Genomic DNA, 15575 nt, shown 5'->3' with positions numbered 1-15575 from the left:
CCTGCGACATTGTAAAATTTATTTTTTACTTATAGTATAGCATAGAAAAAAGGAAGCCACTTATTATAGTAACTTCCTTTGATAAAAATCTATTTAATAGCGTCTCTCTCTTCCAAACTAAAATACTCAGACACCTTGTTCCCCATTCTTCCGATAAATCCAGCCATATTTCTAATATCCTTTATAGTCTCGTCCTTATCAGCTACATCTGTCACAAGCTCTCTACGTCCGATATTGCTGTACTTATAGCATACGAACTTGTCGCCAGCTTGCCATACTTCTCTTCTCTCGCTGCCGGCACCATTTTTGTAGTCTATTTGTGTTCCGAAAACAAGCTTCTTATCTTCTATAGCCTTGAATTCAAGCTCTATCTTGAAATCGTCGTCGACATCTTTATGCTTATTTAAAACAGGCAATTTGCTGTATATCTCAATAAATTCGCCAAATGTGATTTCTTCTCGTTTCGCTTTATCGAACACGATTACAGGCATTTGTTCGTAGCTGTCTAATTCGTAAAATTGCACCTTGCACATGCTTTCTGTATCTATGTATAGCCCTGATTCTCTCATAGATTTGACGAAATTTAGAATTTCCTCAGCGCCTTCTAATCTCTCAAAAGTTATCAGCTTAGCATCACCTGCCATGACTTTTTCCACACTTCTGAAAAATTTAACTACGCTATTTGCAACTACTAATGATTTTTCCACATCGTCTATGCTCCAGAAGCTCTTTAATTTAGGTAAATTTGTGATTTCTAGCATAGATCTTATAGATACGACTGCATCGAATTTTTCTTGTTTGAAGAATTTATCGATTTTTTTGGCATCTACTACTTCGAATTTTACATTTTGTAGGCCTAGTTTTGCTGCGATTTCTTCTGCACATTTGATGCCCTTTTTGCTCTTGTCAACTGCAACTACCTCAGCATTTGGATAAGCAGTTGCTAAGAAGCAAGTAGCTATCCCATTATCGCAGCCTATGTCTAGGATTTTCTTCCCATTTAGATCAGCATTTTCAATCATCCAAGTAAAAAACTCTCTATACAAATCATAATAATACCCAGCAAAATCCATGCTTGTGTCTAAATCCTTATTTTTCACTGAATATATTTTACCATTACCAGTATCCTTTCTAAGTGACATCGCTAAGTCTATGTTTTGAGTTAAGTTCACTCCATGCTTTTCGTCTATTTCCTTGAAAAACTCGTCGCGATCCTTAGCTTCTTTTAATCCTATTTTTTCAAAATATTGGTCTATTACATTTAATTGTTCCATAATTTCCAATTTACTCCTTCTAAAATTATTCCCCATCTTATATTCTTTAATACTCTAATAATTATAATACCATATATTTACACTTTTACCTACATTAGCAATTTACCGTTCTATAAAATATTCTTTAATTAAATTCTTCATATCTCTTAAAATCCTCTCACTTTCAATATAGGATTAGTCAAATCTTTTACTATATTAAGAGGCTTATTCTCTTGTTTACTAATAGCATATCCTAACTCTTTATCTTGCTCCACAACATAATAATTCACTTTTTCATGTTTTTGTTTAGAATTATATATCAAACTCTGTATTATATAAGGACTATGAGTTGTCAAAGCAAAAGGAACATCGATATCAAATAAATTTTCGATAAAATCCAACTGCCACTCAGGATGCATACCTTCCTCTGGCTCATCAAACATAAGCAGTGTATCGCTATCTATGCTCTTATTTCTGAGCAATTTATCTAACATTATAAACAACTTCTTACCAGTCGCCAACATCTTCATTTGGATTTCATTTCCATTTTCCTTGTAAAAAGCATATCCTGATTCATCAAATCCCAAACCATCCTTCACCTTGAAATCTTCATCAAGCATATCTATAGATTCTGTATTTAACTTGTCTATCAAATCCTTGTCTTGTATAGATACTAGCTTTGATTTGTTAAATGAATCCGAAATCGAAGTGTCTGCTAAACTGATTAAATTTGAGTAATTAAGGACCTCTGTAGATGAAATCAAGGTTGCATCTTTAAACCACTCGTAATTTCCTTTATAACGAACCCTCATTTTATTTTCTTTATTAAATTCAATATTTAACTCAAATTCTTTATATGAAAATACAAATCCGCCTAAAGCTTCTCCAAATCTCAATATATTCTTTCCTAAAGTAGAATTTAAATATCTCAATATATATCTAAAATATAAATAACCTTTTAAATCCTCAATAGAATCATTTTCTCCAAAATGAATATTATATTTTTTTATAAACTTAGCTATTTGTACCTTTTTCTCATTATCATCGTATTCCGATATTTTATCTATAAAATCTTCATATATTTTATCACCTAAATTAACAGCATTTATTATAGAAAAAATAATTTTAGTAATAGTAGATTTTCCTATATTATTATGACCAGCTATTACACAGTTATCATCTATAATTATGTCTGCATGTTTTAAATTTCCTATATTTTTTATAGTTAATATAGCCGAACAACTTTTATTCATTGAATTAGGCATTACTAAACCTCCTTATCTTTCGATATATATTTATTTCTTTATATTGCTTATTTATTCCTTTGTACATTAATATTATACTATTTGACTTAATTTATAAATTATTTTCTTTATAAATAGTATTTCCTTTTTCTACAAAAAAAGCTGGGTAAAAACCCAGCCCTTCATCACTAATTCAATATCATCAAAATTATTCATCCAAGTTAATACAGAAATAAATCTTAACCTCGCTATCCTTGAAATACATCGCATAAAACTCGCAATCATCATCTTCATCATAAAAATCTTCAAATAACTCAAATTCCTCTGTATCATAAACCATTTTTTCAACGGCTTCTACAGGAAACTTCTGCATATTTACCTTAGTATTAAAGCTTATATTGTCTACCCCTTTGTCGCATGTCACCTTTACATGGAATGCATCGCTTAGATATATATCAAAAGCGTTTGTCTTGATGTATATGCATTCTAAATATTTATCCCCTATTTTATTTAATTCTTCTAAAATATCTTTAGGTGTTGTAAATTCCTTCATATTCTAGCCCCCCTGTTTTGAATGTTATATTTATTATTTACCCATATTGTAATTTGTTAAAAAGTTTTTTCCATATTTTTTAATAACAATCCCAATTATAAAGAACATTACTAAAATCTCTATTTTTTAAATCCTCTGAACTAATAAAGAAGTTACCAACTCCTGAATCTCCCCACATTATATGTATATCCTCATCATCATCGTCAAAACTATCTATTTGCAATAACAAAGTATCATGCCCATTGTAATTATACTCCCTAAGATCTTCTTGTGTAAAATAAGGATATCCTCCTATTTTAATTTCCTCGCCTGAATCATTTTCTCTTGAAATTCGATCATAAAGGTCAGAATCAAATTTGTCTATATCAAAAAAAGCATCTATAGGCTCATTTGGAAATTTTCTATTATATTTTTCTACAAATATATCATCATATCTAAAGTCTTCAAATGACATACCCTCTTCAGTAATTTCAAACTCCATTTTAAATTCGCCCTCAAACACAAACCACTCGTCTTCGTCTTCATAATAAGGATTGTAGATTTTAGATACGTCTTCTTCTTTTACATTTTTATCAATTTGCTCGTAATATATCACTCTAAATGTATCCTGACTTGCAGAATTATCAAAGTCTAATCCATAGCATTCATCGGCAAGAACGAAAAATTGCAACAATCCCTCGCTAGGCAATTCCTCCATTCCTTGTAAATCTTGTAGATTTATTTGTGCCAATAGTTTAAGCTGTCTACCCTCCTTATCTACAGGAAGTTCTTTATTCTTAGGTAGATAAGGTATTCCACCTAGCTTTGAGTCCATTAAATCAGTTTTTTTGTTTTTTTAGATTGACATATGCTACTTTTTTAGATGTATCTTTCTCTATCTCTTTTAATATCTCTAATATAGCTTCTCTTTTACTCATAATACTCACCTCTTTTAATTTATAATTAAATTATACAATAAATCCTCAACTAAAAAATTATCCTTAAACAAAAAGAGACTATCGATTTTATTTCGATAGCCCCTCAATATTTTCTATTTTTATAATATGTTAGCAATGTATATTAAATCTTTTTACCTAATAAACCCTAAGCATTATGTAATACTATCTTACCAGGAGCTTTTCCTGTAAGTTTCTTATCATGGTAAACCACTTCGCCACCAACTATAACATATTCGATACCTTCTGATACTAAATCAGGTTCTTGATAAGTATTTCCAGGACCTATCTTATCGTAATCGAAAATAACTAAGTCAGCATCATAGCCATCTTTTATAGCTCCTTTATTAGCTATTTTGTATTTAGTAGCAGGTAAATTAGTTATTTTTGCTATTATTTCCTCAAGAGTGAATAAATTATTTTTCTTATGGAAATAATCTATAGCATGTGGGAAAGTACCATAAGCTCTTGGGTGACATTTTGATTCAAATGATTTAACTATTCCGTCTGTTCCTACGACTGTATTTTCATTTTTGATTATGCTGAATATATCGTCTTCACACATAGTGAAGTATATTGCTGTACAAACACCTTTATTTTTAATTAGTATATCGAAAAATGCATCAAAAGGATCAGCCCCTATTTTTCTAGCATAATCAGCTATAGTCATTCCAACTGGATCCTTGAATTCAGGACAATCAGCTATAAATATACCTTCAAATCCACCAGCATTTAAATAGAAGTTTTCATAATCTTCAGTAGGGTTAAGCATTTCAGATTTAATTTCTTCACGCATTTTTTCATCCTTAAGGTATTCTATCAATCCACCTATTCCATTTGATATGTATTTTGGTGGTATAGTTATATAAAGATGAGTCATACCTGATTCATAAGGATATTGGTCAAGAGTTATATCCATACCTCTAGCTATAGCTTCGTCTATCACCTTTAGACCTTCCTTACATAATCCCCAGTTAGCCTTACCTTGAGATTTGTAGTGAGATATACAAAGTGGAACATCTGCTTTTTCTGCAACACATATAGCTTCATTTATAGCATCTAATAGATGATTTGATTCATTTCTCATATGAGTAGTATAAACTCCACCATATTCCTTTACTACCTTGCAAAGCTCAACTAATTCATCTGTATCACAATAAACACCTGGTGTATAAATTAGCCCTGAACTAATTCCCATACATCCATTTTCCATTGCTTCTCTAACTAAAGCCTTCATTTGTTCTAGCTCGTCATCAGTAGGCTTTCTATTGTCAAATCCCATTACAGCAGTTCTGATAGTACAGTGTCCTACTAAGAATTTAGTATTATAAACTAAAGGTAGCTTACTTGTATATTCAAGATATTTCTTAAATGAAGTAAATCCTTCCATCTCTTTAGAGAATTTATCTGTAAATATACTTAAATCTTCTTCCAACAAATCTAAAGTCTTTGGATTTACTGGGAAAGATGTAAAGCCACATTGTCCACCTATATCAGTAGTTATCCCTTGAGAAACCTTTGATAAAGTTGTAAAATCCTTTCCTAATGCAATATCACCATGAGAATGTGCATCTATGAACCCTGGACATATGCATAAACCTGTTCCATCTATAATTTCTGATGCCTTTTCCTCATTAGATGGAGATAAAACTATCTTGCCATTTGAAATAGCTACATCTCCAATATAAGCAGGAGTTTTTAAACCATCAATTATCTTAATATTTTTTATAACAACATCGTACATTTAACACACCCCTTCAAAATTTATTTTAGTCAATTTGTTTAATTTGTTTAGATCTATATTTTAATAAATAGTTATAAAATTATTTATTTAAAACATTCCAACTAAGTTTGCTGCTATAACACCTATGTAGTTACCTATTACATAGCCCCATAGACCAACTAATAAACTAGGAACTATTAACTTGCTCCAACCTCTATTGATTGCAAATGCAGCAGCACTAGTAGGTCCACCTATTGTAGCATTTATACATATTAAGATTTCTTCTAGTGAACACTTGAATATTTTTCCACCTATTAAAGTGAATCCTATATTTAATGTAACTATAACAGCTATGAAGATAAATATTATTCCACCTAGTTTAGCTATATCTGCAAGATTTGCACTTGCACCTAAAGCAACGAAGAATAACATTATCATGTAGTTACCAAGCTCTTCTGCTCCACGTAAGTTAGAGAAGAATTTTGGTACGAAAGTACATCCTATAACTGTAAGTAAAGTCATCATTAAGTAGATATTTCCAAATAATTGCTTAATTATATCTGGTGCAGATGTTGCATTTATAAGTCCACATATACCTTGAGATACTGCAGTAATTACAAAAGTAGTACCTAGAGTAAATGCTAAATCTAATAATGATATTTCTTTTGGTTTCCAGTATTGTTCTGCTAGAGATTTACTTTCATCTGTATTACTGCTTTCAACCTCTTCTATATGAGGATGTGGAAATCTATCTCTAAAGAATTTCATACCTGCAACTTGAGTAAGAACAAGCATTAATACCATTACTAGGAAGTTAGCTGCAATGGCAACTGCATTTGTATAGTTTGCATCTACGTTAAAAGTTTTTGCCATAGCTATTAAGTTAACTGTACCACCAGTATGTGCTCCAACCTCCATTGCAACAAGACCTTGTATATCTTTTGTACTGCTAAATATGAATCCAACTATAATTGCACCTATGAAAGTACCTAATCCAGCTATATGGAATAATACAAAAGATTTACCACTTTCTCTGTATATTTTTCTTATATCAGATTTGAAAAGTAGTAGAGGAATTGATAATGGTAATATATAACCATTGATTATGTCATAAACAGAAGATGATGTAGGTACTATTTTTAAATTTGCTAGTATAACCATACCAAATATACAAATAACAGCACTACTTACCTTTGCTGCCCATGACCACTTTTGCTCTGCAAATATTGCAAATGAAGCAACTAATATAACGACCATCCAAGTCATCCAAAGATTATCACTAGTAATTAAACTCATAAGATACCTCCTTAAAATAATTTGAAAATTTTAAATATTAATAATTTTAATTAAATTCTAGTACTATTAAGTAGACCATAAAAGTACCAAAAAAATTCCAAAAAAAAATTATATTATTATTTACAAAAAATATTTTTTTAAATAATTTTTATAAATTCATAAAAAAAAAAGAAATTATATTGAATATTTCTCTTTTTGCCTTAAAAAATGAATTTTATATGATTCTTAATTAAAGCAAATTTAAATACCTATAATTTCTTTATTTTTCGTTAAATACAATTTAAAATTTAAATTTTATAATTCTCGTTGGTCTTCCTGATCCATTTGAAAATTTTTTGCCTACTATCTCTGTATATCCATGATTTTCTAGAATCGCAAGTAGCTTATTAGTGCTTCTTATTGACATTTTGCATATATCAGATATCTCTTTTGGTGTAAAAGTATTCTTTTGATACTTGTCAATTGCATTATATATGCTAAATATTTTATTTATACTAACATTGCAGTTTTCAGCAATAAGCATAAGCTTAGAATCTATTTTTTCCTCTTTCTTTTCGGCTTTATTTTTTATAGGTCCTATGACCTCTTTATTTTCGTAAATTACATATACACAGCTTTCACCTATTTTTTTAGATTTCATCATAGCTAGGTTAGCGTTTAACTTGGCTTCATCAGCTGTTTTCCCATATCCAAATCCTATTGATAAATTATGCAAAGAATTTTCACTTACAGAATTTAATATCTCAAATTCTCTGAAATTATCCGTTTCAACCTCAAGTACATTTCTAGTAGATACCAACTGATATGTATTAAATGAAACCTCTGTTACAGCTGCCTTTATATCCTGTGCAAAAGAATATATTATTTCAGATATTTTGTTTTTTTCTTTTACATAGTAATAATCGTGCATGTTTATAATCGAATATTCATCTGGGAAATTTATCTCTATATATCCAATTACTATTTGGCTTTCTTTATTTACCTTGGCATTATATTTTAAAATAACTTTCTGAAAAGTATCTTTTATTAACACTTTTGTAGGAACTGTCATAAAATTAGTTATGTTATTCTCTAGTAGCTTATAATGTACTGTGTTAAAAGCTGTTATAATACAAACATCTTTATTATTTTCATAATTGCGTTTATGAAAATTAAATGCTATTTCATTGTAATTTTCATTGTCAATCTTTAAATGCAAACTATTAATTTTAATACTCTCTAGATCTACATTTAAAATTCTAAAAACCTCACTTAAATCCGAAGAAGAATAAAGATCTATACTTATATTTTTTATATCATATCCAGCATAAACCGCTTGTAAAAGGCAATTTGTCAAAGATCCATTTTGCAACGGAAGATATTCCCATATAGCCTTTGGCGCTAAGTACATTTTTGAATAAGTATATGGCGCCAAACCAGCAAAAATTATACCGTCATATTCCTTCTCATGAGACTTAAGCAAATTTACGCAATCTTTATAGTCGTTGTATATTAATAGCGAAATATCAACATCTTTTATATCTTTTTTTGCCATTCTTAAAATATCTTTTCCCATGACCTCTGGAGCAAGTAATGCTATTTTCATATTACATTCCACCTTTTTTTAAACTCAGAATTTTAGCATTTATCAATAAAATATATATAGTATTAAACTATACAATAAATTTTTAGTCAAATTTTTTTAAACAAAGCAAAAGAGCATTTATAAATTTAAATTATTATAAATGCTCTTAAATCTATTTATTTTAATTATATTTGTTTATCCAATAGATTTTTCTATAACACGTAACACATTCTTCCCTAATATCATCCTAACATCTTCCTCTGAAAAATCATTCTCCAACAATCTCTCAACAAACTCATCCATCATAGCATGAGACGGAATAATATCAAATACCATTCTTAAATCTTCATTATCACTTATAGTAGACGATTGATCTGCAATTCTGTCACATTGATCAAGTCCTACACAAGCGATAGACATAGAACAAAGCTCTTTTTCGTGTAAAATATGATTTATCATAGTCTGCATATCAGCAGTTTTAGGATTTTTAAAATCATTTATCAAGCTCGCTCCGTTGACCCCTATTACACCTCCTAATTTATGTATCGCCTTTATTTGTTCGTCAGATAGGTTTCTAGGTGTATCAGAAAGTGCTCTGCAGTTTGAGTGTGTTGCCATTATAGGCTTGCCTGCTTTTTCGACAATATCTATTATATCCCAAAAAGTTTTTTCGTTTGTATGAGATACATCTATTAGCATGCCTAATTCTAGTGCGTATTTTATGACCTCGATGCCTGCCTCTGTAAGTCCGTAGCCTTCGTAGTCAAAATCAAATATTCTACTTCCGTCTGCAGCAAAGTTAGATCTACTCCAGCAAGGTCCTACTATTCTAACACCTAATTCGTAAAATGCTCTAAGAAGAACTGGATTTCCGCTAAGTGGTTCTACCCCTTCAAATGCTAGCATTATCGCAAGCTGACCATTAGTCTTTGCATCTAATATGTCCTTTACACAAGTTGCCAAAACAAATTCACCATTGCAGCTATCTAATTCTTTATAAAAACAAGATATTTGCTCCATAGCCTTTTTCAAAGCTAAGTCAGGTGTAAATTCGCTATCTATAAATATAGATGATACTATTACATCTACCCTTCCAGCCCTAAAGCTTTCTAAGTAGTCTTCTATTATAACATTTTTTCTACCCATTTCATGCTTGCCTGCTATATCGAATAGAAGGTCAAGATGGGTATCTACTACTATACTTTCATCTAATAATTTTTGTGCTAAACTCATAAAATCTCCCTTCTAAAAAAATATGTCTATATCTCTTGTTTTACTATTATTTTTGAAGGATATTGTCCCCCGTGATGTATTTTATTGTTAGCTATTACTATCTCTGTACTGTTAAATCCATCCTTTGTATTGCTATTTGGGAATACAAAATTCTTAGCACTTGAAGTAACTGTAAATCTTATCTTGTGACCTTTTTTGAAGGTATTAGATATTTTTGTTGTAAGTATATTTATTTTATAAACCTTATCTTTTTCTAAATACTCTGCTTTTTCGAAAGAATTTCTGTATTTAGCTGATATTATACCATCTGCTAATTTTATAGATTTTCCATTTTCATCGACATCTGTGATTCTAACCATGAAATCAGTGTCTACGGCATCTGATGATATGTATAATTCAACATCTATATCGCCAGTAATTGTGAAGTCTTCTTCCAATGTATCTGTTGTGTAGCATAGTATGTCATCTCTTTTTTCCTCTTCAGTGTAATCCTCTGGAACACCTATTTCATTTTCACTCATATCAATTATAAATGTAGATGGATTTTCAGGATCATAAGCATATTCATCAAATTTTTCATCTGATATTTCTTCAAATACTAATTTTCCATCGCCAAAAGATGTATTAGCATGTCCATCACTTGTCAAATAAATAGCTGTACATTTGCTATTTTCAACAGGCCAATTATTTGCAGTCTTCCATTTATTATCTCCAACTGTGTAGTATTCAACTGCTGGTGTTTTGTCGATTCCATTTTGAATTCCTCTTAGATGTAAATCAAACCATTTTAAGAAAATTAAATCTAAGTCAAATCTCAAGGCATTAGTTCCAAATGGCACTTTATGTAAATCATATGTTGAGTTCCCACTATGTTGCCATGGACCAAGTATTACCTTTCTCTTGCCTTGTGGATAATCCTTAGTCAAATCAAGAGCTTCAGTAGTACCCATTCCATTATCGTCAAACCATCCTGACATTATCAAAGTAGGAACCTTTATATCCTTACATCTATCGTGCCAGTTTATTCTAGCCCAATATTCATCGTAATCAGTTCTCTCTAACCATTCTTCTATAAAATCAACCTTATATCCCAAGGCTTTTTCTGGAATTTTATTCAAAGGTCTTATATCTAATACGTCATCCCAGTCGTCTCTAACCATAAGCTCTGGCTTGAACATTTGTTGAGATACAGCAAATGACCAAGCAAGCATTCCCGAAATTAAAGCTCCACCTCTTCTAGGAATATCTACAAATGCACTACCTGCACAAACCACACTTACTAATGCAGCTAGATATGGATTGTTGCTAGCAGCTGCAGCCCATTGCACATATCCTAAATATGAACCACCTATCATACCTACTTTTTTACTACTCCATGGTTGATTTGCAATCCAATTTATAGTGTCGTCGCCGTCTTCAACCTCATAAAGCTGTGGCTCCCAAGTTCCTTCACTTAAGTTTCTACCTCTGACATCTTGGATTACTACAGCATATCCTCTTTGGACAAATTTGTAGTAAGTCTCCTTATTCATTTCCTTGCCATATGGAGTACGAACAAGGACAGTAGGTAAATTTTCGTTTACATCTGCTGGTAGATATACATCAGTAGATAATTTTACATTATCTCTAGTTAAAACATCGAAGCAGCCTTCATATTTAACTGGGTGTAAGTCTGATGGTATTTCTTCCTTCCATCTTTTAAGTATAGTCTTATCTTCAAATCCTTCTTCTACTAATATAGAAACATACTCTCTACTTGGACAAACTACTGCAACGACTCTTCCGTCTTCATGTAAAATATTATTTGGGAATTTTATATCTCTTTGAACAAAATTTCCACTAGAATGCATTTCATATCTTTCTCCAAAAGGTGTAGTTACATATTTTTCGTCTGTTGAAAAGCATTTATCGTAAGCAGTTATTTTTTCGCCAAGATCCTTTAAATCTATCTTGTAAATAGCTGTATATAATTGATTTTTTTCTGAAGTTAATTCTTCCTTATCTAAAAATTTATTAGTGAATACATCTAATTCCTTTACAAAAATATTGTCATTTTCGAAATATACATATGCATATAATATTCCAGATAAATACAGTTTAAATTCTCTCAAAGCAAAGACCTCCTTTTTAGACTACAGTCCGAGTATAGCCTTTATTGCATAAGCTACAGAAATTCCTAGGTAGTTACCACAAGCTCCTGCAACAACCCCCATGATAAGTCCTATATTTATTAAGCTCTTCCATTGAGCCCCTGATGCTACAAGTGCTGCTGTAGGACCATCTGCAATACATCCAGCAATTGATAAAACTACATATTCGTATTTTATCTTAAATAATCTAGTTATTAATAAGTGTAGGATTATGCATCCTGCTATTACACAGAAGCAGAATAAAGTTATATAGAATGTTGAACCAAAGAATTGTTTTAGATCAACTGCAAATCCTATAGTTACTAGGAATAATAATGCTAAGTATAATCCTAAGTCAAAATTACCTCTTAATTTTTTCACAGCTGGTATTTGAGCTGTTATAATAGCTAATGTTGTTATTAAAATTATTCTTCCTGCACTTCTAAAGCTTTCAGGAAATAACATAGAAGCTAATGTAGTCGCTATAATTACTATTACAAATCCTATTGCAAGTAACCAAGCTATATCCTTTATACTCCATTCCTTAGATGCCATAAGTTCAGTATCATCATCACCAGTATCTAATAATTGTTCTTCTGTATGGTGATATGGCCATAGCTTGTTGAATGCTTTTGAATTTTTTAGTATTGCTGGAGCAGCAAACATAAATACTAAAGTAGGTATACCTATAACATAGTCAGCAGCATTTGCAGATGCAATTGTGTCACTAGCAGCATTTAATCCTATTGCTATAGCTGTAAGGTTTGAACTACCACCTGTATATGTTCCTACGAACATTCCTGCAACCTTCCATCCTTCAAATATCTTGCCCCCAAATACAAGACCAAATATTAAAGCCATTATAGAAACTGAAAGTAAAGCAGATAAAAGAGCTATAAGCGGTTCCTTAGTTAGCTTTTTGATTTGTTGTAAATCCATACTTAATAGCATTATAGCTATTGAAAGTGGTATACAGTAACCAGATAATACTCCATAGACCTCATGACCTGTAGGAACTACTTTTAAATTCGATAAAATAATTCCGATTATGATAACAGTAAGTGCTGGACCTAAAGATTTAAATATTTTAAACTTTTGAACCCAAAGACCGATTGCTACTATTGCAAATATAACTACTAATAAAGTATCACTTGATGAAAATAACGTTTTCATTACTATCCTCCTATATGATTTAAATTTTTACATATACTAAAAAAATACCAAATATAATCAAAATATTTCTATGCGCATAATAATTTTTTTTGGAAAAATATAATTTTTTAGTATTAATTACCATAATAATACTATATTATTTTTAATATTTCAACAAAAATTCAGTATTTTTTCATATTTATGAAAAATACATCATGAATAACTTACTTTTTCAGGCTTAAATATTAATATTAATGCTTATTTAAGTAAAAATTTTATATATACTAAAAATAATATCTTATTTAACAGTTTATTTTTTTACTATATATAAAATTTTCAACTATATTTTAGTTATCAAGCAATATATTATTTTAAATTAATATTTTTTATGATAAAATTATAGAATAAAATAAATTTTAAAGGGATATGCGATTATGTTAGGAGAAAAAATACGTAGTTTTAGAAAACAAAAACATATGACAATACAAGAAATGGCTAAATCTACTGAATTATCTGTTGGATACATATCACAAATAGAGAGAAACTTAGTAGATCCATCACTATCCTCACTTCGTAAAATTGCTAAAACATTAGGAATTCCTACATATATGTTGATTGAATCTGAGAGTAAAGATAACTTAACAGTCCGAAAAGATGATATCACTATCATGAGACAACCGAAGTCCTCTGTTGAATATCATTTTATTTCGCCTTTGCCTACAGATACATTTACACCAAAATCTTTGGTCATAAGATTTAAGCAAAAACCTAAGACAAAGGACGGCGAAGTACCAATTGTTCATGAGAGCGAGGAGGTTCTCATTGTAGAAAAGGGCAATATAATTCTTTTCGTTGGCGATGAAGAAATTAACCTAAACGAAGGAGATTCCACTATTATAAAAAGCAATATGCCTCACACTATATACAACAATAGCGATTTCGTAGCTGAGGGATTCTGTATATTGACACCAGCAGTCTGGAGATTTCCGTTTAATAGAACCCAATCAGAAGATGAGGAATAAATTTGAGCTATATAGTAAAATTATACTCGATGTTTAACATGTATAATTTTCCATATAGCTTTTTTATTGCACAAAAAATCGCTATAATTTTAAATAAGAAACTTATTGAGGAGTGGTATTTTATGTTAATATTCGCGGGGATTTTATTCACCCTATTTATATTAGTATTCAGCGTTTTAAACAATATATTCTTAGGCTACGGACTTACATCATCCCTGTTGTTCTTCACCTTCATAGGCATAAAAAAAGGATACTCATTAAAAAAAATAATAGACTTATACTGGACTGAGACGAAAAAATCGCTAAACATCATCCTGATACTAGTCCTAATAGGAATGCTCATAAGCTCCTGGCTTTCTTGCGGCGCAATTCCTAGCATTATTTATTATTCACTAAAATACTTAAACCCTAATTTATTTATTTTATCCGCATTTATAATCACGGCACTTATCTCGATGCTAATCGGAACTTCATTCGGCACAGTCAGCGCCGTCGGAATTCCGTTGATTATAATCGGAAGGGCTGCAGGTATAAATTTAAATATTTTAGGCGGTGCGATTTTTTCTGGAGCTTATTTAGGCGATAGATCTTCTCCGCTTTCTTCTAGCTTGCTGCTTTTGTGCAATTTAACTGATGTGGAGCTGTTTGGATATGCGAAAAAATTACTTATCGATAACATAAGTCCAATCGTGCTTTGCGTGGGATTTTATCTGATTTTTTCATTGAAATATCCCCTTTCGTTCGTGGATAACAAGCTGAATTTAGCGATTTACGATTATTTTAACGTATCGATAATTCTCTTGCTTCCAGCTGTGATATTATTCGCATTGTCTATGTTTAAGGTGAAAATAACTTATTCTATACCTGTCAGTGTTTTATGTGCGTTTATTTTGGATATGGTCGTTCAGGGCAATGGATTTGGTGATTTTGTAAAATCATTGGTATTCGGATACTCTAACAATTCTGAGGTCTTAAAAAGCATAATCCACGGTGGCGGGATTATTTCGATGCTAAAAACCTGCTATATAATAATTATATCTTGCTCTTTGTCTGGATTTTTCAGCGGACTAAATGTGTTCGATGGCTTGAAGCAAAAGTTGAAAGAAAAAAATCTTTCTAGAGGTTCACTATTCCTAGTTACATTCGGGCTTGCAACTATTAATGCTGCGATTGGATGCAGCCAAACAATAGCTATTATACTTACTTTGGATATTGTCAAGGACCTTTATGAGGATTATGGTATGGAGGAATTGAGTCTCGATATTTCAAATTCAGCGATTCTTACGCCGGCGCTTATTCCTTGGTGTATAGCAGCTTTGGTGCCTTGCTCTATTTTGGGAATCGGTAGCTATGGGTATATTGTTTTTGCTTTTTATTTGTATATTGTGCCGGTGGTGCATTATTTTAGAAGGAGATTTGTTGGGTAGAAATTGTTTAGAGTCAGATATTCTTTTTATCTGACTCTATTATT

12 protein-coding genes are annotated in these 15575 nt (G+C 30.9%); 2 read left to right on the top strand and 10 right to left on the bottom strand.

Annotated features, from left to right (window positions below; genetic code table 11):
• Window positions 1–89 precede the first annotated feature (89 nt).
• The 10 genes from SPD90_RS14805 to SPD90_RS14760 form a co-directional block, all read right to left on the bottom strand.
• A complete protein-coding gene (locus SPD90_RS14805) occupies window positions 90–1274 on the bottom strand; it encodes a class I SAM-dependent methyltransferase (RefSeq protein WP_320925749.1) in 1185 nt (394 codons plus the stop codon).
• Between the two features lie 146 nt (window positions 1275–1420).
• A complete protein-coding gene (locus SPD90_RS14800; protein ID WP_320925748.1) occupies window positions 1421–2518 on the bottom strand; it encodes an AAA family ATPase in 1098 nt (365 codons plus the stop codon).
• Window positions 2519–2705: 187 nt separating this feature from the next.
• Complete coding sequence (locus SPD90_RS14795) at window positions 2706–3050, bottom strand: hypothetical protein (RefSeq protein ID WP_320625016.1); 345 nt, start codon at window positions 3048–3050, stop codon at window positions 2706–2708.
• Window positions 3051–3129: 79 nt separating this feature from the next.
• A complete protein-coding gene (locus SPD90_RS14790) occupies window positions 3130–3864 on the bottom strand; it encodes a YwqG family protein (protein WP_320625015.1) in 735 nt (244 codons plus the stop codon).
• Between the two features lie 269 nt (window positions 3865–4133).
• Window positions 4134–5729: an N-acyl-D-amino-acid deacylase family protein gene (locus SPD90_RS14785; RefSeq protein ID WP_320925747.1), complete on the bottom strand. Its 1596-nt coding sequence runs from the start codon at window positions 5727–5729 to the stop codon at window positions 4134–4136.
• Between the two features lie 87 nt (window positions 5730–5816).
• Window positions 5817–7004 (bottom strand): DUF819 family protein, encoded by a 1188-nt coding sequence (locus SPD90_RS14780; protein WP_320625013.1) that lies wholly within the window; start codon window positions 7002–7004, stop codon window positions 5817–5819.
• Between the two features lie 280 nt (window positions 7005–7284).
• Complete coding sequence (locus SPD90_RS14775) at window positions 7285–8589, bottom strand: hypothetical protein (RefSeq protein WP_320925746.1); 1305 nt, start codon at window positions 8587–8589, stop codon at window positions 7285–7287.
• 174 nt (window positions 8590–8763) lie between these two features.
• On the bottom strand, window positions 8764–9801 hold the full coding sequence (locus SPD90_RS14770) for a dipeptidase (RefSeq protein ID WP_320925745.1): 1038 nt from the start codon (window positions 9799–9801) through the stop codon (window positions 8764–8766).
• Between the two features lie 26 nt (window positions 9802–9827).
• A complete protein-coding gene (locus SPD90_RS14765) occupies window positions 9828–11912 on the bottom strand; it encodes a CocE/NonD family hydrolase (protein WP_320925744.1) in 2085 nt (694 codons plus the stop codon).
• Window positions 11913–11933: 21 nt separating this feature from the next.
• Window positions 11934–13103, bottom strand: coding sequence for a DUF819 family protein (locus SPD90_RS14760; RefSeq protein ID WP_320624865.1), 1170 nt, complete (start codon window positions 13101–13103; stop codon window positions 11934–11936).
• Window positions 13104–13516: 413 nt separating this feature from the next.
• Between SPD90_RS14760 and SPD90_RS14755 the strand changes: the two genes are divergently transcribed.
• Both SPD90_RS14755 and SPD90_RS14750 read left to right on the top strand, forming a co-directional pair.
• Window positions 13517–14104, top strand: a complete 588-nt coding sequence (locus tag SPD90_RS14755) for a helix-turn-helix domain-containing protein (RefSeq protein WP_290692854.1) — start codon at window positions 13517–13519, stop codon at window positions 14102–14104.
• A gap of 29 nt (window positions 14105–14133) precedes the next feature.
• Complete coding sequence (locus SPD90_RS14750) at window positions 14134–15531, top strand: Na+/H+ antiporter NhaC family protein (RefSeq protein ID WP_320925758.1); 1398 nt, start codon at window positions 14134–14136, stop codon at window positions 15529–15531.
• Window positions 15532–15575: the final 44 nt, after the last annotated feature.

Source organism: Intestinibacter sp. (assembly GCF_034113885.1).
Lineage (GTDB): Bacteria > Bacillota > Clostridia > Peptostreptococcales > Peptostreptococcaceae > Intestinibacter.
This window is presented reverse-complemented; position numbering and strand designations above follow the sequence as displayed.

Coding starts and splice junctions, on each gene's coding strand:
- SPD90_RS14795 (WP_320625016.1), bottom strand. CDS start 3,050: ATGAAGGAATTTACAACACCTAAAGATATTTTAGAAGAATTAAATAAA.
- SPD90_RS14760 (WP_320624865.1), bottom strand. CDS start 13,103: ATGAAAACGTTATTTTCATCAAGTGATACTTTATTAGTAGTTATATTT.
- SPD90_RS14755 (WP_290692854.1), top strand. CDS start 13,517: ATGTTAGGAGAAAAAATACGTAGTTTTAGAAAACAAAAACATATGACA.
- SPD90_RS14780 (WP_320625013.1), bottom strand. CDS start 7,004: ATGAGTTTAATTACTAGTGATAATCTTTGGATGACTTGGATGGTCGTT.
- SPD90_RS14800 (WP_320925748.1), bottom strand. CDS start 2,518: ATGCCTAATTCAATGAATAAAAGTTGTTCGGCTATATTAACTATAAAA.
- SPD90_RS14785 (WP_320925747.1), bottom strand. CDS start 5,729: ATGTACGATGTTGTTATAAAAAATATTAAGATAATTGATGGTTTAAAA.
- SPD90_RS14770 (WP_320925745.1), bottom strand. CDS start 9,801: ATGAGTTTAGCACAAAAATTATTAGATGAAAGTATAGTAGTAGATACC.
- SPD90_RS14775 (WP_320925746.1), bottom strand. CDS start 8,589: ATGAAAATAGCATTACTTGCTCCAGAGGTCATGGGAAAAGATATTTTA.
- SPD90_RS14805 (WP_320925749.1), bottom strand. CDS start 1,274: ATGGAACAATTAAATGTAATAGACCAATATTTTGAAAAAATAGGATTA.
- SPD90_RS14790 (WP_320625015.1), bottom strand. CDS start 3,864: ATGGACTCAAAGCTAGGTGGAATACCTTATCTACCTAAGAATAAAGAA.
- SPD90_RS14750 (WP_320925758.1), top strand. CDS start 14,134: ATGTTTAACATGTATAATTTTCCATATAGCTTTTTTATTGCACAAAAA.